Consider the following 24,307-nt stretch of genomic DNA (forward strand, 5'->3'; position numbering starts at 1 on the left):
TGGCCGCCGTCCCGGAATACCGCGAGGTCTCGGGAGCCCTTCGGCCTATGGCCAGAAGGCCCCCGAGCCCTCCAGCCGTTACCGCAGGACCGTTCCGGTCCTTCCTCACCACGCCCCAGCAGGAGCCAGTCCCATGGGTGACCACCCCTACCTCGATCTCGCCGCACGGGCCGGCAACCTGGCGGAGCGGATGCGAATCGTCGCCGCGCTGGAGAGCCGGGGCAGCACACCTCCTGATCCGGTTCCGCCCCTCACGCCGTTCGACGCATGGCACGTCGCGCGAATGACCGACCGACTCGCCGCCAAGTTCGACAAGGAGGCACTGAGCCGCTCGCGTCCGGCCCGCTACGACAGCGCGAACCTGGTGAAGATCCTCACCGCGTACCGCCGGTACGAGCTGGGGCTGGCCACCGCGGACGCGTCGACCAGGGCGGTGTTCGCCGGCGTACACGCCTCTTGGCTGCCGATCTACCAAGCGGCCCTGAGCCGCTTCGGCGATCCCGTACCCGGATCCACCGCCGTGCCGGCGGAGGACTCCGACAGCGACGACGTCCCGAGTTGGCGCTCCTTCGATGCGTACTATGGTCGGCGGGCCAAGGCGTGTGAGCCTTTCCTGCTCGAGTTGGGGCGCCGGCTGGAGGAGGCCCGCACCCACCATTCCGGGCTGTTCGACCGGCGGCTGGTCGACGACTTCCAGCGTCATCTCCTGTACCGCTTCGAGCTCCCCCTGACCTGGGCCCTCGAGGCGCACGCGAATGTGCACTGCGCCCAGCACGGCATCGACAAGGCGCAGGCGACGCGCGACGACTACCTCGCCTACCTCGACGCGACGTTCGCCGACGCGGCCGCCTACCACCGCTTCTACCTCGCGTTCCCGGTGCTCGGGCGGTGGCTCGCCCACGTTGCCGAGCTGCTGTCCGACTTCGGCGTGAGCCTCGTCCACCGCCTCGCAGCCGACGCCGCCGACATCGGCGACGCCATCTTCGGCGAGGAGATCGCGGTCTTCCGGTCCGTGCGCCAGGGCCGCTCCGATCACCATGCCGGAGCACGCACCGTCGCGATCGTCGACGTCGAGCTGGTTTCCGGGCGTACCGGTTCGTTCGTGTACAAACCACGCTGCGTCCGGTCCGAGGCGGCGATGCAACGGCTGCTCGACCGGCTACGCCACGACGCCGTGCTCGACTTCGCGTCCCGTCCGGTCCTGCCCCGGGAGGCGTACGGCTATGAGGCGCTGATCCCGGCGGGTCGCAACCGCCTCGACTCCCAGAAGCAGGTGGAGCAGGTCTACCGGGAGCTCGGCGGGCACCTGGCGATCTTCTACGTGCTCGGCGGCGGCGACCTGCATTTCGAGAACATCCTCATCGCCGACGGCCACGCCCACGTATGCGACTGCGAGACCGCTCTGGCGGTGTTGCCGCGCGGACAGGAACGCCCGCCCGGCACGCTGCTCGACTCCGTCTTCAAAACCGGTCTGCTCGAGTGGCCGCGGGCCACGACCTCCGCCACCGAGATGCGGATCAGTGGATACTCCGGCGGCGAGGGATACGACCTGCCCGTTCCGGTCCCACAGCTGGACGGTCCCCGCCTCGGCTTCGAGGCCTCCGTGACTCACCGGACCGACGTGCACATCGAGCCGGAGGCGGCCAACCGCGTCTTCCTCGGCGAGCATCTGACGCAGCCGCAGGACTTCACCGACGCCATCATGAACGGGTTCGACCGCGTCTACGCGTGGTTCGAGCAGCGGCCCGAGGACGCGGTCGGCTTCATCTCGGAGGTCTTCACCGGCGCGTCGGTGCGGTTCATCAACTGGGGCACCCAGATCTACTCGCAGCTGCTGCTCTCCGCGCGGCACCCGAAGTGCCTCGTCGATCCCCTCGAGGTCGACCTCCTCGCCAACACCGTGCGGACGTTCCCGCGCACCTGGGACCACGAAGGCGTCCTCGCCGACCGCGAGCTCATCTCCATGTGGCGGCTCGACGTCCCGATCTTCACCACCGACGCCCACGGCCATCGGCTCGTCCACGACCACGCCACCGAGTTGCCGTCCTTCGTCGACGTCTCCCCCGTCGACCACGCCGCGCAGCGCATCCGGCGGCTGTCGGCGCGCAACCGTGCGCAGCAGCGTCAGTACATCGCCGCCGGGCTGGCCGCCGGTGAGGTGACCAGCCCTGCCGTCGTGACCGCGTGCCTCGACTACGCGGCGCGCATCGGCGAACGCCTGTGCGCGGGCCTGCGCGAGCCATCGGCGCCCTCGCCCTGGACCTCGTACGAGCTCGCGGACGGCGCGATCACCGAGGCCGACGTCGAGGGGGACCTGTACCACGGGTCGAGCGGGATCGCCCTGTTCCTCGCTTACCTCGACTCGCTGGTCCCGCGCCCGGAGTTCCGCCAAGCCGCCGAGCGGGCCCTGTCGCACGCCATCGCGTGCACCGACCGCAGGAGCATCGGCGCCTTCTCCGGCGTCGGTGGCCTCATCTACCTGCTGACCCACTTGCACCATCTCTGGCAGGACCGCGGCCTGCTCGAGCTCGCCGAGCGGCTGAGCCGTGATCTGCCCGGCGGAGTCGACGCCGACACCCGCTTCGACGTATTCGGCGGCAGCGCCGGGCTCATCCCGGTGCTGCTCGGCCTCTCACGGGGGACCGACGGCCAAGGGCTCGACATCGCCCATCGCTGCGCCGCCCGACTCCTCCGTCACGCCGTCGCGAACGGCGACACCCTCAGCTGGCCGCTCGCCGATCCCGGCGAGGCGTCGGCCGAGCTCACCGGTTTCGCCCACGGCGCCGCAGGTGCCGGATGGGCGCTGATCCAGCTCGGCCGGCTCACGGACCAGCCGTCGTACGTCGACGCCGGGCGCCGCGCCTTCGCCTACGAGGCCCGCCACTTCGACCCGGTCGACCAGGACTGGTACGACCTACGCACGAACGCCGGCGGAATACTCCGGAACGGACGCCGCTACGCCAACGCATGGTGCAACGGAGCCGCCGGCATCGGCCTGAGCCGCATCGCGAGTTGGGCGGCGCTCGGCGGCGATGACGAGTCCGCGCTCCGCGAGGCGTACCAGGCGCTCGCCGCCACGATGCGCAACTTCCCCCGACTGATGAACGACACCCTCTGTCATGGCCGCTCCGGCAACGCCGAACTGCTCCTGCGGTTCGCGCTCCTGCGGAACGAACCCGCCTTCCAGTTGGAGGCCAACGTCCAGGTGCGAACCCAGTGGCGCAACATCGACGACGCCGACGCCGGCGTCGTGGAGCACAGCGCAGGCTTCTTCCCCGGGCTGATGGTCGGCATGTCGGGCTTCGGGATGCACTTCCTCAGGCTCGCCGCGCCGGACCGGGTGCCCTCGGTGCTGCTGCTCGATCCCCCGTCCACCGCGACGGAAGACCGCTGACGTCGCCCGATCGATTCAGGAGGTAAGGCACACGATGTCCGTCGAAGCCGGCCAGGCGTTCCTTCAGATCGCGTACGGCACCCCCGAGCTGTCAGAGCAGCTTCGGGCGATGACCGGAGTCCAGGAGCTGGTGCGCCTCGGATCCCGTCACGGGTACACCTTCACGGTTCCCGAGCTGATGGAGGCGTCGTCCTCCACGGTCCCGGCACCGGGGCCGGAGACCGGGCGCCGAGCGGCGTCCGCCACGGCCACTCGCGACACGAGGGCCGACGTGCGCCCGGGCCCCACGCCGACCCGCATCCTGCACCATGAATTCCGCCTGGCCGACCTGCCGGGTTTCGATGGCGTCGCCGAGCAGCTACCGGACCTGAAGATCAAGCCGTCGTCGGTCGACATGGGCCGGTTCAAACGGACGTTCCGGGAAGAAGACATCGGCTCCACGGACCAGTCTCCGGCCGATCCGAAGTATCGCGCCTGGCACGAGGAGAGGGCCCGGACCGGATGGCGCGATCCGGCCGTCGGACCGGACGCTCCCCGGCGCGACTTTCATCTGATCAACCTCGATGAACACGTCGACCACCCGGGATATGACCGCTATTTCGCGGCAAAGCGCCGTACGATCGCGGCGCTCGAGGCCGCGTTCGCCACCGAGGTGCGCTTCTCCGGCAGCCTGTGGTACCCGCCCCAGAGCTACCGCCTGTGGCACACCAACGAGACGCAGCCGGGCTGGCGGATGTACCTCGTCGACTTCGACGAACCGTTCCCCGACCCGGCCGAGACATCGTTTTTCAGGTACATGAACCCGCATACCGAGGAGATCGTGACGCTCCGCGAGAGCCCCGGGACGGTTCGCTTCTTCCGGGCCGAGCAGGACCCCGCCCGGCTGTTCTGGCACTGCATCGTCAATCCGACCACCCGGCATCGGTGGAGTTTTGGGTTCGTCGTGCCGGACGACTGGATGGCCCGCCTATCCGTACGAGCGTGAGAGGCGGCCAGATGCTGCGATCGAAACGGCAGCCGACCGCAGGTCGGGCGTCGGCCGACCCGGTCGGCACGCCTCCCAGAGCGGGCGCCCCTGCCACGGACTCCATGGCCACCGACGCCCCGACGGCGGGCGCTCCGATCGGCGACGTGCCGGCGATCCGAGCGACCGGGTTGCACAAATCGTATCCCGGCGTGGCGGCCGTGCGCGGCATCGACGTCACCATCGCCCAAGGGGAGACATTCGGCTTCCTCGGCCCGAACGGCGCGGGCAAGACCACCACGATCGCGATGCTGTGCACCCTGACCCGCCCGACGGCGGGCCGGATCGAGATCGCCGGTCACGACACGCGTACCGCGCCCGGGCTCGTACGCCGCAGCATCGGGCTCGTGTTCCAGGAGAGCACACTCGACGGGGACCTGACCGCCGCCGAGAACCTCCGCTTCCACGCCGACCTGTACGCCATGCCGCGGGCGGAGCTGGCGGCACGGGTGGACGCCATGCTCGACCTCACCGGCCTGACGGCGTCGCGGGACCGTCTCGTACGCACCTTCTCCGGTGGCATGCGCCGTCGGCTGGAGATCGCCCGCGGCGTCCTGCACCGACCGCGGGTCCTATTCCTCGACGAGCCCACGGCCAGCCTGGATCCGCAGTCGCGAGCCCTGCTGTGGGACCACCTCGAGGACGTCCGCGACCGCGAGGGCACCACGCTGTTCCTGACCACGCACTACCTCGAAGAGGCCGAGCGCTGCAACCGCATCGCCATCATCGACGACGGCCGGATCATCGCCGAGGGCTCCCCGGCGCAGTTGAAGTCTGTGCTGGGCGCGGACCGAGTCGACCTGCGCACCGGCGACGACGAGAAGGCGGCCGCCACGCTGCTCGACCGCTTCGGGATAGAGGCCGTCGTCGGCCCGCACGGGCTGCGCGTCCACACCGAGGACGGCGCGCTAGCCGTCCCCCGGCTGTGCGCCGGCCTCGACGTCCCGGTGTACGAGGTGACGGTCACCCGCCCCAGCCTCGATGACGTCTTCCTGCACCACACCGGGCACCGCATCCGCGACGAGTCGAAGGGCGGAGCATCGTGACCGTCGGCGCCACGGCACGCTGGGCCGCCGAGCTGCGGGCCGCGCGGATGGTCTGGCTCCGGGAACTGCTGCACTTCGTGCGAGGCGGCGCCGCCAGCCTCGTCTCGCTGCTGCAGCCGCTGCTGTTCCTGTTCGTGCTCGGCATCGGCCTGGCCCGGATGTTCGCAGGCGCCGGAGGCGGCCGCACCTCCGATTACCTGATGTTCCTCTTCCCGGGGGTCCTGGTGATGGCCGCGCAACCGCCCGCGATGTCCGTCGGAGCGTCGATCGTCTGGGACCGCGATAGCGGCTTCCTGCGCGAGATGCTGGTCAGTCCGGTCCGTAGAGGCACTCTCTTGGTCGGCAAGTGCCTCGGCGGCGCGACGGTGGCGACCTGCCAAGGTGTAATCGTTCTGGCCGGCGGAGGTCTGATCCATGTGCCGTATCGGCTCGGGCTGGTGGCCCTGTTGTCGACGGAGCTGGCGCTGACCGGGCTGGCGATGGCCCTGCTCGGAGCGACGGTCGCGGTCACCATCAGGCGGCCCCGGACCTTCACCACGGTACTCAGCCTGCTGATGACTCCGCTGATCTTCCTGTCCGGCCTGATGTTCCCGGTCAGCGCGATGCCCGACTGGATGGCGTGGGCCGCGCTGGCCGACCCGCTGACCTACGCGGTCGACTCCATGCGACAGACCATCGCCGCGCGGGCACGCCCGTCTTCCCTGCTGTTCCAGCCGGTGGCCTGGGGCGGCTGGCATCCGCCGCCGCTCGCCGAACTTGGAGTCGTCGCCGCCTTCATCACCATCTGTCTGGCCGTCTCCGTCCACCGGTTCTCTCGCCTCGACTGAGGAACGGCCGGGGCAGCCCCCGGCCGTCGTCAGAGCGCACTCACGCGCCCCTGAACGCGGACGGCGCGCAGCGCCTGCCACTCGGAGCCTCAGGCCTCACCTGGTCTGGCGGCGGGCGGTGCGCAGCACCTGCCGCTTGGGACCGTAAGCCGCATCTGACCTGGCGGAAGGCGGCGCGTCCCAACTGCTGCTCGGAGCCGTATGCCGCCCTTGGCCGCTCCCCCTCCCGGAACACGGCCGGGCCGTCTCGCGGCGGCCCGGCCGTCACGTGTCCAGCACGGAGCTAACGCGAGAAAAACTCATGTCCTCATCCGGCCAGAGGACTACTCATCGCCGGAGGGTTGGCGGACAGTGATCCACGCCGTCAACTCTTCGAGGTGGTCTCATGAGGCGTCTCCCGGCCATCGCGTTCGCCGTCGTGCCCGCCCTCCTCGTCCTGCTGGCCCGGCCGGGCGCGGCGGCGAGCGGCTTCCCGGCGGGACCGCCGAACGATCCGGGCTACGCCTCGGTCGAGAACGGCGCGCCGCTGAGCTGCCTGACCACGGCCACGCCGGGTGGGGAGCAGCACAATCTCTACTCCTTCCTGCCGCGCTGCACCCCCGGCGCGAAGGATCCGGAGGGCGCCGCCGGCATGTCGGTGGACACGGCCTGGCGGGACTACACCACCGGATCGCCGGACACGGTGATCGCCTACGTCGAGGCGGGGATCAACTGGCACGCCGGGGACGTCGCCGACCTCGCCGACAAGGTGTTCCTCAACACCGGTGAGCTGCCCAAGCCGGCCGGATCCGCGACGTACGACAAGAACGGCGACGGTGTGGTCACCGCCGCCGACTACGAGGGCGATCCCCGCGTGCACGACACGAACGGCAACGGCGTCATCGACCCCGAGGACCTCATCGTCGCGTTCTCCAACGGCAAGGACGACGACGGCAACGGCTTCACCGACGACATCTCCGGCTGGGACTTCTACGACGACCAGAACGACCCGGCCACACCCGACTCGACGTACGACCACGCCAACGACCAGCAGCGGGTCGCGGCCGCGCAGACCGACAACGGCAAGCTGAGTGCGGGGATCTGCCCGAAGTGCCGGCTGCTGCCGATCCGCGCCGGCGCGGAGGCCCTCGACCGTACGGACGACCTCGCGGCGGCATGGCTGTACGCGGGCCGGGCCGGGGCGAAGGTCATCGTCAGCACCACGGCGGACCTCGGGTACTCCTCCGCGATGCGCCGCGCCGTCGACAAGCTCTGGAACGACGGCGTGGTCATGGTGGAGTCCAGCAACGACTTCGATTCCACAGACCATCAGGGCGGGATGTTCTGGCCGCATGTCGTCCCCGGCAACGGCCTGGTCGCCAACGCGGCGGGCGCGCCGGGCGCCCTCGCCAACGTGCTGACCTCGACCTACCGCGAGCGCTCCAACCTCACCTCCTACGGTGCCAAGGCGATGTTCTCGGTGGCCACACTGGGCGGTTCCACGTCCGAGTCGACGCCGACCACCGGCGGGCTGTTCGGCCTGCTCCTCTCCTATGGCGCGCAGGCCGCGAAGGAGAAGAAGATAGACCGGCCGCTGACCAACGCCGAGGCCGTGCAGGTGCTACGCGCGACCGCGAGCGACGTCGACGACGCGAGCCTCGGCTGGCCGGGCCGGCCGGGCTGGGATCGGCAGTACGGCTACGGCCGGCCGAACGCCGCCAAGGCCCTCGCGGCGGTCGCCAAGGGCGACATTCCGCCCGCGGCCTGGATCGACAGCCCGGACTGGTACGCCCTGTACGACCCGGAGACGACCTCGTCCGTGCCGGTCACCGGGCACGTCGAGGCGCGCCGGGCGAAGAGCTTCCGCTACGAGCTGGGGTTCGCGCCGGGGATCGAACCGGCCGACTCGGCGTTCATCAAGGCCGGTGACGGCCAGGGAACCGGTGCGTACGACGGGAAGGTCGGCACCCTGGACCTGACCCGGCTGCCGTCGTCCTTCTGGGACAAGGCGTACACGATGCCCGACGACAAGGAGCTGTCGGCCGCCGAGCAGTACACCGTGACGCTGCGGCTGCGCGTCTGGGACGACGCGGGCCGGATGGGCGAAGAGCGGCGCGCGATCGCCGTCCACCACGACGCCGGCCTGCGGACCGGTTTCCCGCTGCGCTTCGGGATCGGCGGGGAGAGCCAGCCCGCCCTCACCGACCTGCGCGGTACCGGCCACCAGGACATCGTGTTCGGCGACGCCGACGGCCGCGTACACGCCCTCGACGGGGTGAGCGGGCAGGAGCTGTCCGGCTGGCCCGTCACGACCAACGCGAGCCCGACCCGGATCCCGGGCTTCGACCCCGGCCATGAGCCGATCGTCGCCCCGGTGGCGGTCGGCGACCTGTTCCACGACGGCCGTCAGGAGGTCGTGGCCACCAGCACCAGCGGCCGGACGTACGCGTTCGACGCCCAGGGCCGGCTCCTGCCCGGCTGGCCGAAGACCCTCGACTCGGGCGTGACCAAGCCCGCGATCCCGCGCCCCGCGCTGGCCTACACCCGGCTCCCCCACCAGGGCGCGACGGCCTCCCCCGTCCTCACGGACCTGGACGGGAAGGCCGGGCTGGAGGTCGTGCAGGCCGGGTGGGACGGGCGAGTGCACGCCTGGCACGCCGACGGCTCCGACGTGCCCGGCTGGCCGGTGACCGTGGCCGATCCGCCGAAGCCGGCGTCCGGGCTGACCGCGATCGACGACGCGAAGCTCGACGCCACCCCGGCCGTCGCCGACCTCGACGGCGACCACCGGCCGGAGATCGTCGTGCGCTCCCAGCACTCCGAGAGCCACGGCGCGGGCATCCAGGCGTTCGGCGCGAACTACGTGTACGCGTACCACGCCGACGGCTCGCCGGTGAAGGGATGGCCGGTGCGGCTGCCGTCGATCGTCACCTACTACGGGAGCGCGCAGGAGTTCATCACCGAGGCCGCCAACAGCCCCGCCGTCGCGGACGTGGACGGCGACGGCAAGGACGAGGTGGCCACCGGCCCGTCGTTCTCCGCGACCTTCCTCATCGGCGGCGACGGCACGATCCGGGGCGCGTACGGGCCGTTGAACAACCCGGCCGCCTCGCTGCTGAACCGCGACGCGGCCGCCGTACGCGCGCTGCTGACCGGGTCGTCGCCCTCACCGGCGATCGACCTGCCGGCGTCCTTCACCACCAGCGGCGCGTTCGGGAGGTTCGGCGCCGACGGACGGCTCGGCTACGCCGAGTCCGGGTCGGGCGCCGTGTCACTGATCGCCGCGCTGCTGTACCCCGGCAGCGGCACCGCGATCGGCAACTACGAGCGCGGATACGACGCCGCCACCACCCTGCCCGTGCCGGGGTACCCGCAGGCGCGGGCGGGCCTGGACTTCCTCGGCGCGCCGCTGATCACCGACGTCACCGGGGACGGCCGGGCCGACGTCGTCGACGGCGGCGATACCTCGACGATCCAGGCGTACACGTCGTCCGGCCAGGCCGCGGGCTTCCCGAAGTTCACCGGCGGCTGGACGTTGTTCTCCCCGACCGCGGGCGACCTGGACGGCGACGGGCGTACGGACCTGGTCACCACGACCCGCGAGGGTTATCTGTTCGCCTGGCGGACCGACGGGCGGCCGGACGCCGAGTCGTGGGCCTACCATCACGACGAGCAGCGCACCGGACGGTACGGGACCGACACCCGACCACCCGGCATCCTGCGCGACCCGCGGCGCGACGGCACGACCGTGACCTTCGTCGCGCCCGGCGACGACCGGTACGCCGGCCGTGCCGCGAGCTACCGCGTCAGCGTCGACGGCAAGGTCTCCACCGTCACCGCGACGGTCGGCGCGGGCGGCCGGCAGACCATCACCGTCCCGGCGGACACGCGGCGGGTCGTGATCCAGGCCGTCGACGACGCGGGCAACCTCGGCCCGTCGGCGACTCTCTGAGAGCCCCCTGTCGAGAGGGCGACTCGGTCGGGCTCGTCGCCCTCCTCGTGGGATCCCGCTCAGGCGCGGGAGCGTCGGCCTGGCTTGCCATCGCTCGGGTACCGCATCGAACGCCAGGAGGCGGCCTCCCCGTACATCTTCATCGCGCTGCTGCTCGCCCTGGCCGCCGCACCCGGCCGGCGGGACGCCTCCCTACCGGTCGGACGCCACCTCCTCGGCCGGACGCGCCCCGTCGGCTGTACGCCCCCGCCTGCTGGATGCGCCCCACCAGACGGACGCGCCCCGCCTGTTGGATGCGGCCCGCCAGACGGACGTGCGCCACCTGTTGGATGCGCCCGAGCGCTGCCGGCGAGGCTGCTGTGGCCGGATGTCACCCTGCCGGTCGGACATCGTCCTGCCGGCAGGGTGCCGAGCCGGCCAGGGCACCCAGCCGAACGTCGACCCCGCCGGACACAGCCCTGTCGGCAGGATGCCCAGCCGAACGTCATCTCCGAGGCGACCAAGATGCCCAGCCGAACGCCAGCCCCGCCGGCAGAGTGCCGGATGATCGACGCGCCGTACGAACCCGACGCGATCAGCACGCGCCCGCGCCTGGATCAGCCGGACGTCATCTCCTCGCCGGCCAGGGCGCGCGGCCGGCCGTCACCTCGCCGCTCCCGGCTGGACGTCGCCCCGCCACCCCGGCCGACGGCGGCTCTGAGACGCTTCGGCGGCCCCTCGGAGGGGCCGCGGCCTCACTCCTCCGGCTTGGCGTCCGGGTGGGCTTCGACGAACTTCTCGTAGACCTCGTCGGCGATCTTCCCGCGCTCGCTCACCTCGATGCCCTCGGCGGCGGCCCACTCGCGAACGTCGCTGTTGGAGTAGCCGCGCAGACGCGGTGCCGCGTCGGCCGTGCTCTTGCGCGCCCGGCCCGCCTGCTTGACCTTGGCCGCCTTCTCGATATACGGCGCCAGCGCGTCGAGGAGCTCTTCGAGGCGCTTGAAGTTCTCATCGCCGAGATCGATGGTGTACGTTACGCCGGAAACCTCGAAATCCCGCTTCGCGACGTCTTCGCCGTCATGCCCATCAAAATCATCCACCATTACGACTTTCGTCGCCACGAGGTGTTCCTTTCTCAGCTTACTTGTCGGGGGATAGGATAATACGAGCGTACGACAGTTCGTGACGCGCGCCCGTGCGCCACGGGCCATCGCCCCTGGTGATCCCCGTCACCGGGACCGATCGGCGGAACCGCCGCAAGGCGGACGCCATTCGCTCGATAACTTTCCCTCTTCTCTCCTCTTTGCGGTATTATTTGACAATATCCCGCTCATCGCTCGCCACACGCGAGGTCTCGAGCGACGGACGGCATATCGCCCGAGCCGACCGGCCTGCTGGAAAGCACGAAGCCGACCGCGCGCCGACGCTATTCTCCCCACAAACAAAGTCACGAGCTGGGGGTGCGCCATAAGCGAGAAGCCAGGCTCGATGCCCGGGCCACGACTGCGGTGCCTGCCGTTCGGCATGCTCGCAATCGTCGGCCTGATCGACTTCTGGGCGAGCCCGGAGATTATATTCCGGCCCATGCTCGTCCTGGGTCCCGCGTTCGCGAGCCTGTGGTGCGGCATCCGACGCACCGCGGTCGTGGGGTTCACCGCAATAGGCCTCTGCGCGGCGCTCAGCTACCACCACCACACGCTGGGCCGCAAACAGAACACCCTCACGCTCGTGACGATGGCCGGCGTGGCCGCGGCGAGTGTGTTCGCCAGCGCCGACCGGCAGAGGCGCGAGCGTCTGCTCGCCGACGTCCGGTCCATCGCCGAGGTGGCGCAGCGGGTGTTGCTGCGCCCGGTCCCCCGGCGTGTCGGCCCCATGCGCATCGCGGTCGGCTACACCTCCGCGACGGCCGAGGCCCGCATCGGCGGTGACCTCTACGAGGTCACCCTGACCCCCTCCGGCGTCCGCGTCATCGTCGGCGACGTCCAAGGCAAGGGGCTGGAGGCGGTGGAGACCGCGGCCGACGTCCTCGGGGCGTTCCGGGAAGCGGCCTACGACGAGCCCGATCTCACCGGTGTCGCCACGCGCATCGAGGCGGCGCTGCGACGGCGGCTGTCCGCGCAGCGATCCGAAGGGCCGGTCGATGAGAGCTCCGGAGAGAAGTTCGTGACGGCCGTCCTCGCCGAATTCGGTGAGGGCGAGACTGTGACGTTGCTCAACTACGGCCACCCGTCGCCGTTCATCCTGCGCGGCGGTGGCGACGGCGCCTTCGCCGAACCCGACGACGTCGCGCCGCCGTTCGGGCTCTCCGACCTCGTCGACGCGCACCCTCGCCCGTACACGATCAAATTCGCGCCCGCGGACCAGATGCTGCTGTACACCGACGGGGTCATCGAAGCCCGCGACGGCGCGGGCGGCTTCTACCCGCTGGCCGAACGCGCGCACCTGCTCGCGGCCTCCGACCCGGAGCGAGCACTCGCCGACCTGCGCGCGGACGTACTCCGCCACGTCGGTGGCCCCATCGCCGACGACGCCGCGATGCTCCTGATCCGGCGACGGTGAGCCCGCCGACCCGGCGACCGCAGGGCCTGGTGTCCGACGTGGTGAGGCCGCGCGCGGACGAAGCGCGGCCGTGGTCGAGCGACGGTGCGGGCGCGGCCGGCGTAGATGCGGCCGGGTCAGGCGACGGACGAGGGTGGCCAGTGGAGAGCAGGACGCGCGACTGGTGGTCGGTTGGGAGGGCCAGCCGGTGCGCCGGTCGGCGTTGGCCGTCCGAGGTCGCGGCGTGCGCGGAAGGGCCACGCGGTGCCGGACCTTCCGACGGCGGTCGCCCACCCCTCGTCCCGCCCGGTCACGGCCAGGCGACCGGCGAGCGCGAGGCGTGGACGGTGCCGATGCGGCCCGGGTCGGGCGGCGGTGAGGGTGTGGGCGGGTGAACGTGAGGCCGCACGCGACCATGTCGGCTACTCATGGGAGGCTGGACCGCTATGACGGCGACCGGATCCCGAGCGACCATCCCCGCGGACGCGCCACCCGTGATCGGGGTCGTGCCATCGGCGGTCGGCCCGCGGCTGGCGCGCGTGCGGATGCGCGGTGTCGACGTCACGATGGCCTACGCTCCCGACGAGGCCGAGCAGCGGCGCCGGGCCGCCGTCGGCCTAACGGGAATCACCCGCGTCGACCTGCTCGACGTCCTGCTCGGGCTGCCGGCCGGGGGGACGGTCCCCTGGGAGGCACTGTCGGCCAAGGAGATCCGCGCCATCCGGGAGCTGCCGGCCGGATGCGCCGACCTCACCCCGGCGGGCGTCGTCCGGTTGTTGCGGCGGCCGTTGCGCGCCGAGCTCGCCATCGTTCAGGCGGTGTCGTGGCGGTCCGGCCTGGATCGCGCGGGCCGGTTCGGCGCCTACTGCGCGCGGATGGTGGTCCTGCCGGGTCTTCCGGCGGATCTGGACGAGGCGCGGGCGGAGGCCGACTACTGGGGTGTCGGTCTCGTGGCGGGGACCCGAGTGGTCGTGCCGCCGGAGCCGTTCCGCGACCGGGCGCACGCACCGGCCGGATGGGCGTTCGCCGAGGAGCTCCACCTGCGGACGCTCACCGCACCGGAATAGCCACGGCTGCCGCAGGCGCTGCGTCCCCACCGCATCGAAGTGGCGGCGTCGGGCGCGAGCGCGACGCCCTCTCACCGCACCGCCATAGCCGCAGGCGCGGCGTCCTCTCATCCCGCTGGCGCAGCGATGGCGGGCGCGGGTGTGGTGTCCTCGCCGGCCCACACCCACAGGGACTCCGGCGGCACGAACACCGGTTCACGGGCCCGTACGAGTGTGTTGTAGCGGGCGTGGGCGGCGATCGCGTCCCGGCACAGCTGCCGCCAGTAGCGGCGGCGGCCGGCGGGCGAGTCGGGGTAGCGGAGGTTGCGCGCCCACTCCGACCAGACTGCCACGCCGTGCAGGCGCGCGTCCTTCCAGTCCTCCTGACGGAGGAAGCTGACGATGCTCCGGCCGCCGCATCGGGTGCAGCGGCATGGTGGCGCCGGCCGGTCGCCGAACCGCCCGGCGAGCACACTTCCGCGCACGTACGCCATCAGGTCCGGGACGAGGACGCCCGGCGAGCGGTCGTCCGGCCTGCCGTTCGGCTGTCCGTACGCGGCGGCCTCCCCCGGCGGGACGATGTGCCGTAGCGCGCTGCTGGTCCCGATCGACGCGGCCAGGCCGCCCTGCGCCACCGCGTCCAGCCCGGCCAGGTCCGTACGGAAGAGGGCGACGTTCGGCACCTCGGTGACCAGGCGGCGCAGGCCCAGGGCGCCGTCCATCACCCGCTGCGGCGGGTTGAACTGGCCGCCCGGCATGACCGCCTTGGCGAGTGACACCTCGGTGAGGAGGCCGATGACCTTGTCGATCAGGCCGGGTGCCAGCCATCCGGCGTCCATCGGCAGCGACAGGATGACATCGTCGCGGCCGAGCCCGGCCGCGCCCTCGGCGGCGGCCTCGAGGGCGCCGAAGTCTCCCGCGCGCAGGTACAGGGTCGGGGTGAGCGCCGCGTCGGCGCCCGCGTCGATCTGTCCTTGGACGTGTTCCGCCAGCGTGGTCTCCACCAGCCGGTCGCCGCTCTCGTCGAAGGGCCGCTCCCGGGTGGCGATCTTCCCTTCGGCCGCCGCGAGGTCGAACAGGATGGGACCGCCGAACGCCTGTTCCTCCCGGCATCGCCGGGCCGCGCGGACGGGGTTGGCGCCCGTCAGCACGAGCCCGCCGTCGTCCGGGCCGAGCAACGCGACCACGTCGGACGCGTCGGACGGGCGGGTGTGCGCGAACACACGGCCGGCGAGCACGGTGATGGCGTCACCGTGCACTCTCCCTCTCGGCCTCGCGGACACACCGGAAGGCGGGACCGGACCTGGCATCGCGTCGAATCACCTCAGAGAGTGAAGGCGAAACTCCACCTTCGACGGTGCGCGAAGAAAACCGTTCCGTCAATGCCCAGGTCGGCCCGGCTTCGGTAAAGCGGACACCTCGGCGGGTCCGCCGGGCGGCGACTGCGTCGTGTGACCACGAGCGGATCGGCTTACTCCTGCTCCTGGCTCTCCTCACGGTGAGTGAAGAGGGCGAGCAGGCCCTCGATCCGGTGGTCCGCCTCCGCGGGATGGCGGAACCGGCGGCTGGGGTCGATCTTGTAGTGGTTCCGGCGGCCGACGCGGGTCCGGGTGAGGTAGCCGGCGGCCTCAAGATCGGTCACGATCGTCTGCGCCGCCCGCTCGGTGATGCCGGCGATGGCCGCCATGTCCCGAAGCCGCGCCTGCGGGTTTCGGGCGATCTCCAGGAGAACGCGGGCGTGGTTCGTCAGGAACGTCCACTGTCTCGCTGGTTCGCCGCCCTGGGACGTGGCCATCGTGGTGCTCGTCCGATCTGCGTCTGGGCCGGTCATCGCGGGTGCTCTCAAGAGCATTCTACGAACTGGGTTTCCGGTATCAGTTGACGTGCTTCTGCCGTACGGGCATCCTCGAAGCATGTGGTCGGAGAGGCGGCACATGCGAGTGCACCCTCGTGATGTTAGTGGCCGTCATGGCAGAGCGTAACGGCCACGCAACCGAAGCCGTCCCGCCGGAGGCGAGTCTCGTGCTCTACGAGGACGACCAGCTCAGCATCGTCCAGGTGACCCCACCGGACACCGTGCTGCTCAGGGGCGACATCGACATCACCAACAGCGCGGCCCTCGCCGACGCACTGGCCCGGGTCACCGCGCGATGGGGTCAGGTGTCGGTCGACACCACCGGGCTCCGCTTCATCGACGTCTCCGGCTGGCGCGTCCTCCTCGCCTCCACGGCCAGACCCCGCCCCCGGCTGCTCAACGTCGCCCCCTGCGTCCGCCGCCTGAGCGACCGCATGATGTCCCTCTGACCCTCGCGACCGGTCTCGTCGGCCGGGAACGCTCACTGCGATAACGGTTATGCCGCGCTCCGTCCGGAGTGTCATGCTGAGCGGCGCCGCTTACCACCGATCGCGGAAGAGTCATGCTCGAGACAGGGATCATTCAGAAGACGCTGCGCGTGCCGATGACGGCGGGGCCCGAAGGCGATGGCGGCACGGTCGCCCGCCAGCTGGACGCCGCGTTGCTGAGTGTCGGATTCAAGGCGTCCGGAGAGCTGCTGGTGCACCTGTCGCGCGTCGACGCCGGCGTCGCCATGGACACGGGCGTACGGATCCTGGCGGCGGTCCGCGCGCTCGTCGGGGACCACGTCCAGCACAACGTCTACTTCCGCGACTTCCCGGCGAACGTGCCGGACACCGTCGACTTCTGGCTGGAGTGCCTGCGCGACGCGGTGGTCCGCACCCGCCCCGCCGACGAGCAGCCCGATGACGACGAACTGCGGACGATGGTGGCCACCGGCCGGGTCGACCTGCTGCGTCTCGCGAAGTACGGCCGGTACCAGCACACGTACGAGGAGATGCTCGCCGCGCACGACGAGCTGATCCCGTCGCTGAAGGACCGGCTCACCGTTCTGCATCTGGGCCGGTCGCTCGCCGAGGAGGCGCAGGAGCTCTTCCTGGCCTTGGCCGGGAGCCCGATCCCGCTCGGCGACGCGGACCTCGAGCTGCTCGGCGAGCTCGCCGCCGCCTGCGTCGACGGTGCGCAGCCGGAGACGATCCCGAGCCGGGAGAGCCTCGCCGTCGTCAACCGGGCGTGGCTGGCGGCGGGCAGGCCCGTACGCGTGGACACGGTCACCGACGTGCTGCGGCTCGCGTGCGCGATGTCGGACGGGGACGTCTCGCTGGCTGAGCCGACGCGGTTCCGGTCGTTCCCGCGTGCTCGGCGCCGCGCGCTGCTCACCGCCCTGGACGAGGTCGTACGGGACGGCCCGGCCAAGGTCGCCGACGTCGGCCGTCACCGGGAGATGTGGAAGCGACTCGGCGAGCGCCTGCATCCTCACGAGTACCCGGACGTGCCGCACGCGCTGAAGGTGTTCGCCGTCGCCCGGGGCGAGACGGTCGTACGGTCGCTCGCCGGCCGGGTGGAGCTGGCGTTCGCCGACGAGCACGTCGGCGAGGTGGTGTCGCTGCTGACCATCGCCCCGGGCATGCTGTTCCGGTCGCTGGACCGGGTGCTGCGCACCGCGACGCCCGCCGAGCTGGACGCGGCGCTCACCGCCGTACGCGAGACGATCGGCCGTGTGTCGGGCCGCGTGATCCTGGGCGTACGCGAGCATGTCGCCAACCGGACCGCACCGGACGCCGCACGCATCTTCGTCAACCGCGAGGCCCGCGCCTGGACCCGCCCGGACGACCGGCCGCCGCTGCCGGAGCCCGTCGTACGGCGCCTCACCACGATCCTGGACGAGGAACTGACCCGTCGCCTGCCCGCGTGGGACCGGATCGTGGTCGACCCGGCGGTGTTCGACCTGACCGTGCCGCTGACGAACAAGACCGCGCCGAACGGTCTCGGCGTGGTGCCGCGCGGGTCGGTCATGCCGATCGACGGCGAGGCGCTGCGGTTCTTCGTGTACTGGCGGCAGGCCCGCGAGACGACCGACTTCGACCTGTCGGTGCTGCTCCTCGACGACGCGTTCGCCCCGGCCGGGCAGGTCTCGTGGACGCGACTCGAAGGCGGCGGCGCGGTGCACTCCGGTGACATCGTCGACGCTCCGACGGGCGCGTCGGAGTTCATCGACCTGAACCTGGAGCACGTCACGGCCCGGTACGTCCTACCGCAGGTGAACATCTACTCCGGGGAAGGCTTCACGCAGGTCGCCGAGTCGTTCTTCGGGTTCATGCTCCGCGGCCCCGACCAGGCGGGCCAGCCGTTCGAGCCGCGCACGGTGCGGATGAAGTCGGATCTGCGGGGCACCGGGCGGGTCGCGCTGCCGGTGGTGTTCGCCCGGGGCGACGACGGCCGCTGGTCGGCGCGCTGGATGCACCTGTACCTGCGCGGCGCCAGCTGGGCGAACCGGGTCGAGACCAACCGCGTGTCGACGACGATGCTGGCCCGCGGCGTCCTGGAGCGCCGCTACCTGCCCATGTCGTACCTGGTCGATCGGCTGGCCGCCAAGGCCGGGACGGTGACGCCTTACGAGCCGGGCATGGAGTTCGACGGTCCGGTGACGTTCATCGGGCTCGAACGCCCGGAGGACCTGCCGGCCGGCTCCGAGGTGTACGCACAGGACCGGCTTAACGAGTTGATCCCGGAGTAGCGGTCCGCTACGGTCGCTGGCCGGCGAGGCCATGAGGGGACTTCCTTCTCAGCTGCGGACTGTCCTAGTCCCTTCGCTCTCCTCGCCGTGACATGAGGGCTCGCCGACGGCAGTCGGCGAGCCCTCACGTCACCTTTGCGCCCGGCGAGCCATCTTCGCGGACTGTCGACATCCCATGCTTTGATCCTTGAGACGGCGAATCGTGAACATGAAGGCGCCTGAAGAGGACTGGTCCGCCTTGAGGGAAATGGCCGTGCCGAAGTAGGACCGGTTAACGAGTTGATTCCCGGTCGATGAGTGGCTACGGTCACTGATCAGCGAGGCCATGAGGGAACTTCCTTCTCAGCCTTTCCTGCTCTTAGTCTCCTCGCTCTCTTCGCTACGACCTGAGGGCCCGCCGACCGCCGCCGGTGGGCCCTGAGCACGGCATTGCTCGTCTCGGCTAAGTGGTCGGTCTCGGAAGTACTTCGGGGGGTTTCCCTGGTGTCGCGCCGATGCGGGAGTGCCGTGGTGGCCGCTGGTCCAGAATGACGGTGGAACTTCCCGGAGGAGAGGAACGCTGACGTGACGGACATGTCTGTCGGGGATGCGCCGCGCACCGCTGAGGACTGGCGTGGCTACCTGGTCGAGTACGGCGGGGTGTATGTGCAGACCGCGAACGAGTACCAACGCTCACGCCTTACCGCCGAGCAGATCGAGAGCCACTGGCTGGGCGCCGAGCCCGTGGACGTGCAAACCATCGCGGCCGCCGAGCAGCGCCTGGGCATCCGGTTCCCGCCCAGCCTGCGGGCCTTCCTGACCGTCACCGACGGCTGGCAGGGGGTCGGCGGGTGGGTCCACGAGGTCAGTCCTTGCGCCGAGATCGACTGGCTGCGCAACACCGGCATGGGTGAGGACCTGATCGGCGTCTACACCGAAGTGGAGCAGGAGGAGAGCGAGCCCAATGAGCTGCTCGCGCTGTTCCGGCGTGCCCTGGTGATCACCAGCGGTGAGGATTTGTGGCTGCTCGATCCCGCCGCGATTCACCCGGACGGCGAGTGGACCGCCTACGAGTTCGCGCCCAAATACGGAAAGGCCGAGGAGTACCTGAGCTTTGCCGAACTGTTCCACGCGAGCAAGGATCTGATGATAAGGCTCGCCGAAAAAGAGAACTAAATGGTTCCGCCGGTAAGCTCTTCGAGGGTTACGCTGCTGGCTGGAGTGCGGCAGGCTGGTGATCGTAGCCGGTGGGCTGCTGGGAATGGTGCTCTTTCTGTTCGTGTCGCTCGATCCGGGCCAAGAGGTCCTTGAGGTCGGCCGGCGTGAACTTCCATTTGAAGGGCCGGGCGGTCTCGTTGTAGCGGCGCTCGAAGGTGGTCAGCCGGTCTTCGACCTGGTCAAGACTGGTGAAGTCGTTGGGTGTGACGACCTTGCGCTGCACGATGGAGAAGAAGATCTCCACCTGGTTCAACCACGAGGCGTGCACCGGAGTGTGGACCATTACCGCGTTCGGGAAGTCCCGGGCAAGGCGGTCCACGGCTGCCTTGCCGCGGTGGGAGGAGCCGTTGTCGACGACCCAGTACACCCGTTTGGCGGAAGTGTAGGGCTCGCTGGTCATGACCTTCTCCACCAAGGTCATGAACGGAACGATCCCGGTCTTGGCCGCGCAGTGCCCGAACACCGTGGCGCGGTGGACGTCGTAGGCGGCCAGGTAGGCCAAGGACCCGCCGCGATCGTATTCGTGGTTGAGGCGCATCATGCGGGCGGCGCCGGGTGGCAGGGTGGGGTGGCAGCGGCAGCGGGCCTGGATGGAGGTCTTTTCGTCCGAGGAGATCACGTACTCCTCGTCGCCGAGCGGCCGGCCGTTCCAGGCCCGCTGGTAGAGGTCCAGGATCCGGGCGGCCTTGGTCTGGAAGTCGGGGTCGCGGATGAACACTGGTGCTGCCACGGCTTGAGAGTGTCGGCGGCCAGGATCCGTCGGACGCTCGAGGCCGAGATCGCCGGGACGATGCCCCCGCGTGATCGCCTCGGTGGCCAGGTCGCTGCTGCTCCATCGTGCCAGCGGTACTCCGGTCTCGGCCGGCAGTTGACAGGCCAGCGCTTTGACCGTGGCCTGCTGGAGCGGGGTGAGACGGGGCGGCCGACCCGGGCGGGGCCGGTCCTTCAACCCCTCCAAGCCCTGGTCGGCGTACCGGCCGCGCCAGGTCCGGACGGTGTCGAGATGAACGTGCCGCCGCACGGCGATGCGGGCGTTGGAGTAACCATGAGCGGCGTCCAAGACGAGCCTGGCACGGACAACCTGCTGGAACGGGGCAGTGCGATAGTGGGCCAGCCGCTTGAGCCGACGCCGTTCGGACGCGGCCAGCGCGATCTGGCGGGCACGGGGGACGGGCACGCGGACGCTCTCCAAGATCAACGAAGGGGGACCGCCCGACCATTCCTGGTCACTGCCGCCCTTGAACGATCGACACGCCGAGGACGGCAAGATAAGCCCATGCCCGCGATCCCGGACTCGACCAAGACCTCTTTGGCCCAGCGGCTGCGCCGGCACGCCGCCGATCACTGGACCCAACTGACCGGCCTGCACGTCCGCTACCACGGCCAGTTCGCCTACGTCGAGGGCGAACTGGCCGACGGCGATCGGCTGCCCCTCATCCGACTGCGCTACGGCCGATCGGCCTCCACCTGGGGATTCGGCCTCTACCTCGCCAGCAGCGGCAAGTACGAGAACCAGATCTTGCCCACCGGCCTGCCCATCGGCACCCCCCAAGAAGCCCTCGACTGCGCCTGTGGCCTCTACCTCGGCCACTGATCCCCGAAGGACTTACGGGCAGGACCACTAAGTGATGGCCGCCGGGCCGGCTGCCTGCTGGACGAGCCGCGCGAGACCCGTCTCGATGGCCCCGACGGCGATCTCGCTTTCGGGGCCGAGCCCGTGCCGTTCGGCGATCCAGGAGGCGCTGTTGTAGGTCAGCCACACCTTGCCATCCTGGTCCTGCCAGGCGAGGGCCTTCACCGGCAGGTCGATGCCGCTGGTCTGCCGATCCTGCATCAGTGGAGTGCCGCCGCGGGGATTGCCGAAGATCAGGAGTTCCGTCGGGCGAAGCTCCATCCCGATCTGAGCGGCATTGCCCGCATGGTCGATTCGCGCGAATACGAACAGGCCGACACCGATTACCACGGCTTGCAAGCGGTCGATCGTCTCACCGACGGGCCAGTCGCTGGCAACCGTCACCATGCCGTGTTCACTCATTCGTTCCCCACCTTCTCGGCGGAGCGCGACCTTTCCGCACTCGCCACGCCGCCCGCAGGTCGTCGATCGTTACGGACACGCCTGACTGTAGCCAGAAAGACGCATTTTCTCGGCAGAAGGATCTAGAATCACGTCAAGATCAGAGAAACGGCGGCGACCATGACCGAAGATATCCGGATATGCATGCCCGCATCTACGGCGGCTCCCGGCTTCACCCGCAGGCTGATGGAGCGAAGCCTGAAAAAGTGGGGCTATTCGGATATTTCATACGACGCGATGCTTGTAGCGACCGAAATAGTGACGAACGCGATTAGGGCGACTCCCGGCGAGGTCATCCGCTTCGTGTGCCGCTGGGAGGACGGCGTGGTCTACATCGCCGTATGGGATTCCAGCCTCGGCCGTCCCGCACCAACGGCCACGGTCGACCTCACCCTGGACGACCTGGATCTCGCCGAGGCCGACCTCAACGCGAACGGCCATCGCGGCCTGCTCATCATCGACGCGCTCGCACTGGAGTGGGGCTACCGTCCCGACCCCATCGATCCGAGCACCGGCCGTTCCCCTGGCAAATGGGTCTGGGCCCGAGTCGCCGCCACTCCATCGGAGCACATATAGGCCGTGTCTTGTATGTTCGAGAGCCGCGGCCCGTATATCTCTGGGAGCTCACGCACGATCGCTGTTACCGTCTGCTCGGGCGTCATTCCCGTGCCGTCGACGGCGACGTACCGGTAGCCGTCCTGGTTGTCGGCGATCGTCGTGTCGACCGTGTCGAATTGATCCACCATGTCGCGCCACTCCTGCGTGGTCCGCTTGGCGCGTGTGAGGCGACGATGCCGGCGCTCATGTGGCTGTACGAGCAACTGGACCATGTACACCTCCTCGACCTCGGGGACGAGCTCGCGGAAGCGCAAGAAGTCATCGCGTGTGGTGAAGAAGCTTCCGGCGATGACGTTCTCGAAGCCCGCAGCCCAGTAGTTGCGGACGAGGGCTGCAACATTGGCTCGCAGCAGCCGCCAGAACGCATCGTCGAACAGACATGGGTTGACCTGGCCCAGGTCTTCGGCATCGATCCGTGCCCCACGTGGCGTGTGCGGCAACAACGCGCGGATGATCGTTGTCTTGCCCGCGCCTTCCTGCCCCGTGACAAGGATCAGACGACGGGCAGCCGACCGGCTCGGATACGCGATCTCATTGGAGCTGGTCACGATCCACCAATTTCCCACAGGGACGCTGTCGGATTGTCGTCGCCGGCCGCTGTGCCAAGGTAATTGGCACCCGTTCCGCGAAGCGGTTGACTCGGCATGTAGCCGGCGCCTGGTGTTCCAGCTAGCCTCGCCGTTTCGCTTGGGTTTGGCGGCTGGCGAGGCGGAAACGCGAAAGTGCCTTCCTGACCTGGGACGATGAACCTTGCTGAGGGGTTCTGTCGGTCCATGCGGAGGGCACTTTCTACGTGCAGGGTATCGGGTTGCGTCCCAAGGTCTATGTCAGTGCCGATGGTTCGTGGGTCGTCGGGCATGCCGGTGCACGGTTGCTGGCGGATCTTGCCGACGCCACGGGTGTGTCCGGCGCGGGCTCTGCTTCTGAGCGCCCCCACTAACGTCCCTGACTGACTACTGCCGGGCACGGACTGCTGTAAGTTCGCTGCGCGTCCGGTGTCGGTGGCGTAGCGGTGACTCGCCCACCTCGCGTTTGAACGCGTTGCTGAATGCGCTCTCCGAGGTGTAGCCCAGTTCGGCGGCCAGTGACCGGACGGGGACGTCGCTGTCGCGCAGGGCCCGCCGGGCGAGCAGCATCCGCCAGCGGTTGAGGTAGGCCAGCGGCGGCACGCCCGCGACGGCGCGGAAGCGTTCGGCGAACGTCGTCCGCGACATGGCCGCCTCGCGTGCCAGTTCCTCCAGGCCCCAGTGCCTTCCAGGTTCGGCGTGCATGAGACGCAGCGCCGGCCGCAGCCGTTCGTCGGTCAGCACCCGCAGCCAGCCCGGGGGCAGCTCGGCCTGGTCGACATACGCGCGCAGCACCTCCAGCAGCAGGAGTTGCCCGTGCTGCCGGATCGCGAACGCCGAGCCCATCCGGTTCCCGGTCACTTCGTCGAACAGCCAGTGCAGCCTGTCGCGCAGGGCGGCCTCCGCCCGGATGTGCCCCAGCGGGGGAAGCGCCTCCAGCAGCAGCGCGTCACCGGCCGGGTTGAGCTCGATACGACCGCCGATGAGCATGTCGTCCACACCACTGGCGGCGCCGATGAGGCGGGCGGAGGACACACCGACCTCGGGCAGGATCTCGCGGCGTGGCCCGTCGCCGGCGCCGCCCTCGACCTGCACCCACGTCCGGCGGTTGAGGACCGCGACGTCGCCTGGCTCGAGCTCGATCGGCCCGTCGACGCCGTCGGTGGACAGCCGAGCCCGGCCGCGCACCATCGCGAAGAACTTCAGCGAGACAGCGGCGGACGACTTCAGCGGGTAAGCGGTAGGCACGCGGACCACCCAGGGGCCCCGCTCCGCGATACCACTGGACAGCACCCCGCGGACCTCGACGAGGTCCAAGGCCTCGGACAGTTGGTCATCGACCACCGCCGTACTGTCGCGCAAGAAATACGGACTGTCAATCATTCACAGTACGGACGGTTGTGCATAGCGTGATGGCATCGCTCACAAGCAGCACCCGATCCGAGCGACGGTCACCTTAACCCGACAACGCATCC

The 24,307-nt window shown here is 70.0% G+C and carries 19 protein-coding genes; 12 read left to right on the top strand and 7 right to left on the bottom strand.

From position 1 onward, the window contains the following. Positions 1-133: 133 nt before the first annotated feature. The 5 genes from ACQP2O_RS32275 (at position 134) to ACQP2O_RS32295 (ending at position 10,222) form a co-directional block, all read left to right on the top strand. Positions 134-3,394, top strand: coding sequence for a type 2 lanthipeptide synthetase LanM family protein (locus tag ACQP2O_RS32275; protein WP_433171645.1), 3,261 nt, complete (start codon positions 134-136; stop codon positions 3,392-3,394). A 34-nt stretch (positions 3,395-3,428) separates the two neighbouring features. Further along, positions 3,429-4,379 (top strand): Nif11-like leader peptide family natural product precursor, encoded by a 951-nt coding sequence (locus ACQP2O_RS32280; RefSeq protein WP_433171647.1) that lies wholly within the window; start codon positions 3,429-3,431, stop codon positions 4,377-4,379. Between the two features lie 11 nt (positions 4,380-4,390). Beyond that, positions 4,391-5,464, top strand: a complete 1,074-nt coding sequence (locus ACQP2O_RS32285; RefSeq protein WP_433171649.1) for an ATP-binding cassette domain-containing protein — start codon at positions 4,391-4,393, stop codon at positions 5,462-5,464. Then, positions 5,461-6,291, top strand: a complete 831-nt coding sequence (locus ACQP2O_RS32290) for an ABC transporter permease (RefSeq protein WP_433171651.1) — start codon at positions 5,461-5,463, stop codon at positions 6,289-6,291. The genes ACQP2O_RS32285 and ACQP2O_RS32290 overlap by 4 nt, the downstream gene beginning before the upstream one ends. A 385-nt stretch (positions 6,292-6,676) precedes the next feature. Then, the gene (locus tag ACQP2O_RS32295) at positions 6,677-10,222 is read left to right on the top strand and encodes an FG-GAP-like repeat-containing protein (protein WP_433171653.1); all 3,546 of its coding nucleotides are present in this window, start codon (positions 6,677-6,679) and stop codon (positions 10,220-10,222) included. 734 nt (positions 10,223-10,956) lie between these two features. On the opposite strand, the gene ACQP2O_RS32300 is transcribed toward ACQP2O_RS32295, so the two are convergent. After that, a complete protein-coding gene (locus tag ACQP2O_RS32300; protein WP_433171655.1) occupies positions 10,957-11,322 on the bottom strand; it encodes a histone-like nucleoid-structuring protein Lsr2 in 366 nt (121 codons plus the stop codon). Positions 11,323-11,785: 463 nt separating this feature from the next. Here ACQP2O_RS32300 and ACQP2O_RS32305 point away from each other — a divergent pair, with 463 nt between their 5' ends. Together ACQP2O_RS32305 and ACQP2O_RS32310 are read left to right on the top strand one after the other, a co-directional pair. Continuing rightward, positions 11,786-12,760, top strand: a complete 975-nt coding sequence (locus ACQP2O_RS32305) for a PP2C family protein-serine/threonine phosphatase (RefSeq protein ID WP_433171657.1) — start codon at positions 11,786-11,788, stop codon at positions 12,758-12,760. Positions 12,761-13,185: 425 nt separating this feature from the next. Beyond that, on the top strand, positions 13,186-13,806 hold the full coding sequence (locus tag ACQP2O_RS32310) for a hypothetical protein (RefSeq protein ID WP_433171659.1): 621 nt from the start codon (positions 13,186-13,188) through the stop codon (positions 13,804-13,806). A gap of 107 nt (positions 13,807-13,913) precedes the next feature. Here ACQP2O_RS32310 and ACQP2O_RS32315 read toward each other — a convergent pair whose 3' ends face one another. Together ACQP2O_RS32315 and ACQP2O_RS32320 are read right to left on the bottom strand one after the other, a co-directional pair. After that, a complete protein-coding gene (locus ACQP2O_RS32315; RefSeq protein ID WP_433171661.1) occupies positions 13,914-15,044 on the bottom strand; it encodes a hypothetical protein in 1,131 nt (376 codons plus the stop codon). Positions 15,045-15,256: 212 nt separating this feature from the next. Continuing rightward, a complete protein-coding gene (locus ACQP2O_RS32320) occupies positions 15,257-15,580 on the bottom strand; it encodes a helix-turn-helix transcriptional regulator (RefSeq protein WP_433171663.1) in 324 nt (107 codons plus the stop codon). A gap of 173 nt (positions 15,581-15,753) precedes the next feature. Between ACQP2O_RS32320 and ACQP2O_RS32325 the strand changes: the two genes are divergently transcribed. The 3 genes from ACQP2O_RS32325 (at position 15,754) to ACQP2O_RS32335 (ending at position 19,532) form a co-directional block, all read left to right on the top strand. Continuing rightward, the gene (locus ACQP2O_RS32325; RefSeq protein ID WP_433171665.1) at positions 15,754-16,089 is read left to right on the top strand and encodes an STAS domain-containing protein; all 336 of its coding nucleotides are present in this window, start codon (positions 15,754-15,756) and stop codon (positions 16,087-16,089) included. Positions 16,090-16,202: 113 nt separating this feature from the next. Next, on the top strand, positions 16,203-18,377 hold the full coding sequence (locus tag ACQP2O_RS32330; RefSeq protein WP_433171667.1) for a TerD family protein: 2,175 nt from the start codon (positions 16,203-16,205) through the stop codon (positions 18,375-18,377). A 573-nt stretch (positions 18,378-18,950) separates the two neighbouring features. After that, the gene (locus tag ACQP2O_RS32335) at positions 18,951-19,532 is read left to right on the top strand and encodes an SMI1/KNR4 family protein (RefSeq protein WP_433191229.1); all 582 of its coding nucleotides are present in this window, start codon (positions 18,951-18,953) and stop codon (positions 19,530-19,532) included. 28 nt (positions 19,533-19,560) lie between these two features. Here the strand turns inward: ACQP2O_RS32335 and ACQP2O_RS32340 are convergent, their stop codons facing one another. After that, positions 19,561-20,751: an IS630 family transposase gene (locus ACQP2O_RS32340; protein ID WP_433171669.1), complete on the bottom strand. Its 1,191-nt coding sequence runs from the start codon at positions 20,749-20,751 to the stop codon at positions 19,561-19,563. A gap of 99 nt (positions 20,752-20,850) precedes the next feature. Here ACQP2O_RS32340 and ACQP2O_RS32345 point away from each other — a divergent pair, with 99 nt between their 5' ends. After that, complete coding sequence (locus tag ACQP2O_RS32345) at positions 20,851-21,168, top strand: hypothetical protein (protein ID WP_433171671.1); 318 nt, start codon at positions 20,851-20,853, stop codon at positions 21,166-21,168. Positions 21,169-21,195: 27 nt separating this feature from the next. Here ACQP2O_RS32345 and ACQP2O_RS32350 read toward each other — a convergent pair whose 3' ends face one another. Further along, entirely contained in the window at positions 21,196-21,609 is a 414-nt protein-coding gene (locus tag ACQP2O_RS32350) for a DUF302 domain-containing protein (protein ID WP_433171673.1), read from the bottom strand. 183 nt (positions 21,610-21,792) lie between these two features. On the opposite strand from ACQP2O_RS32350, the gene ACQP2O_RS32355 reads away from it, so the two are divergent. Continuing rightward, on the top strand, positions 21,793-22,224 hold the full coding sequence (locus ACQP2O_RS32355) for an ATP-binding protein (protein ID WP_433171675.1): 432 nt from the start codon (positions 21,793-21,795) through the stop codon (positions 22,222-22,224). Here ACQP2O_RS32355 and ACQP2O_RS32360 read toward each other — a convergent pair. Both ACQP2O_RS32360 and ACQP2O_RS32365 read right to left on the bottom strand, forming a co-directional pair. Next, positions 22,131-22,814 (bottom strand): hypothetical protein, encoded by a 684-nt coding sequence (locus tag ACQP2O_RS32360; protein ID WP_433171677.1) that lies wholly within the window; start codon positions 22,812-22,814, stop codon positions 22,131-22,133. The two genes, ACQP2O_RS32355 and ACQP2O_RS32360, sit on opposite strands and share 94 nt — an antisense overlap. A gap of 405 nt (positions 22,815-23,219) precedes the next feature. Beyond that, a complete protein-coding gene (locus tag ACQP2O_RS32365) occupies positions 23,220-24,176 on the bottom strand; it encodes an AraC family transcriptional regulator (protein ID WP_433171679.1) in 957 nt (318 codons plus the stop codon). Positions 24,177-24,307: the final 131 nt, after the last annotated feature.

The sequence above is a fragment of the Actinoallomurus sp. CA-150999 genome (genome assembly GCF_050942425.1).
Classification (GTDB): Bacteria; Actinomycetota; Actinomycetes; order Streptosporangiales; family Streptosporangiaceae; genus Actinoallomurus.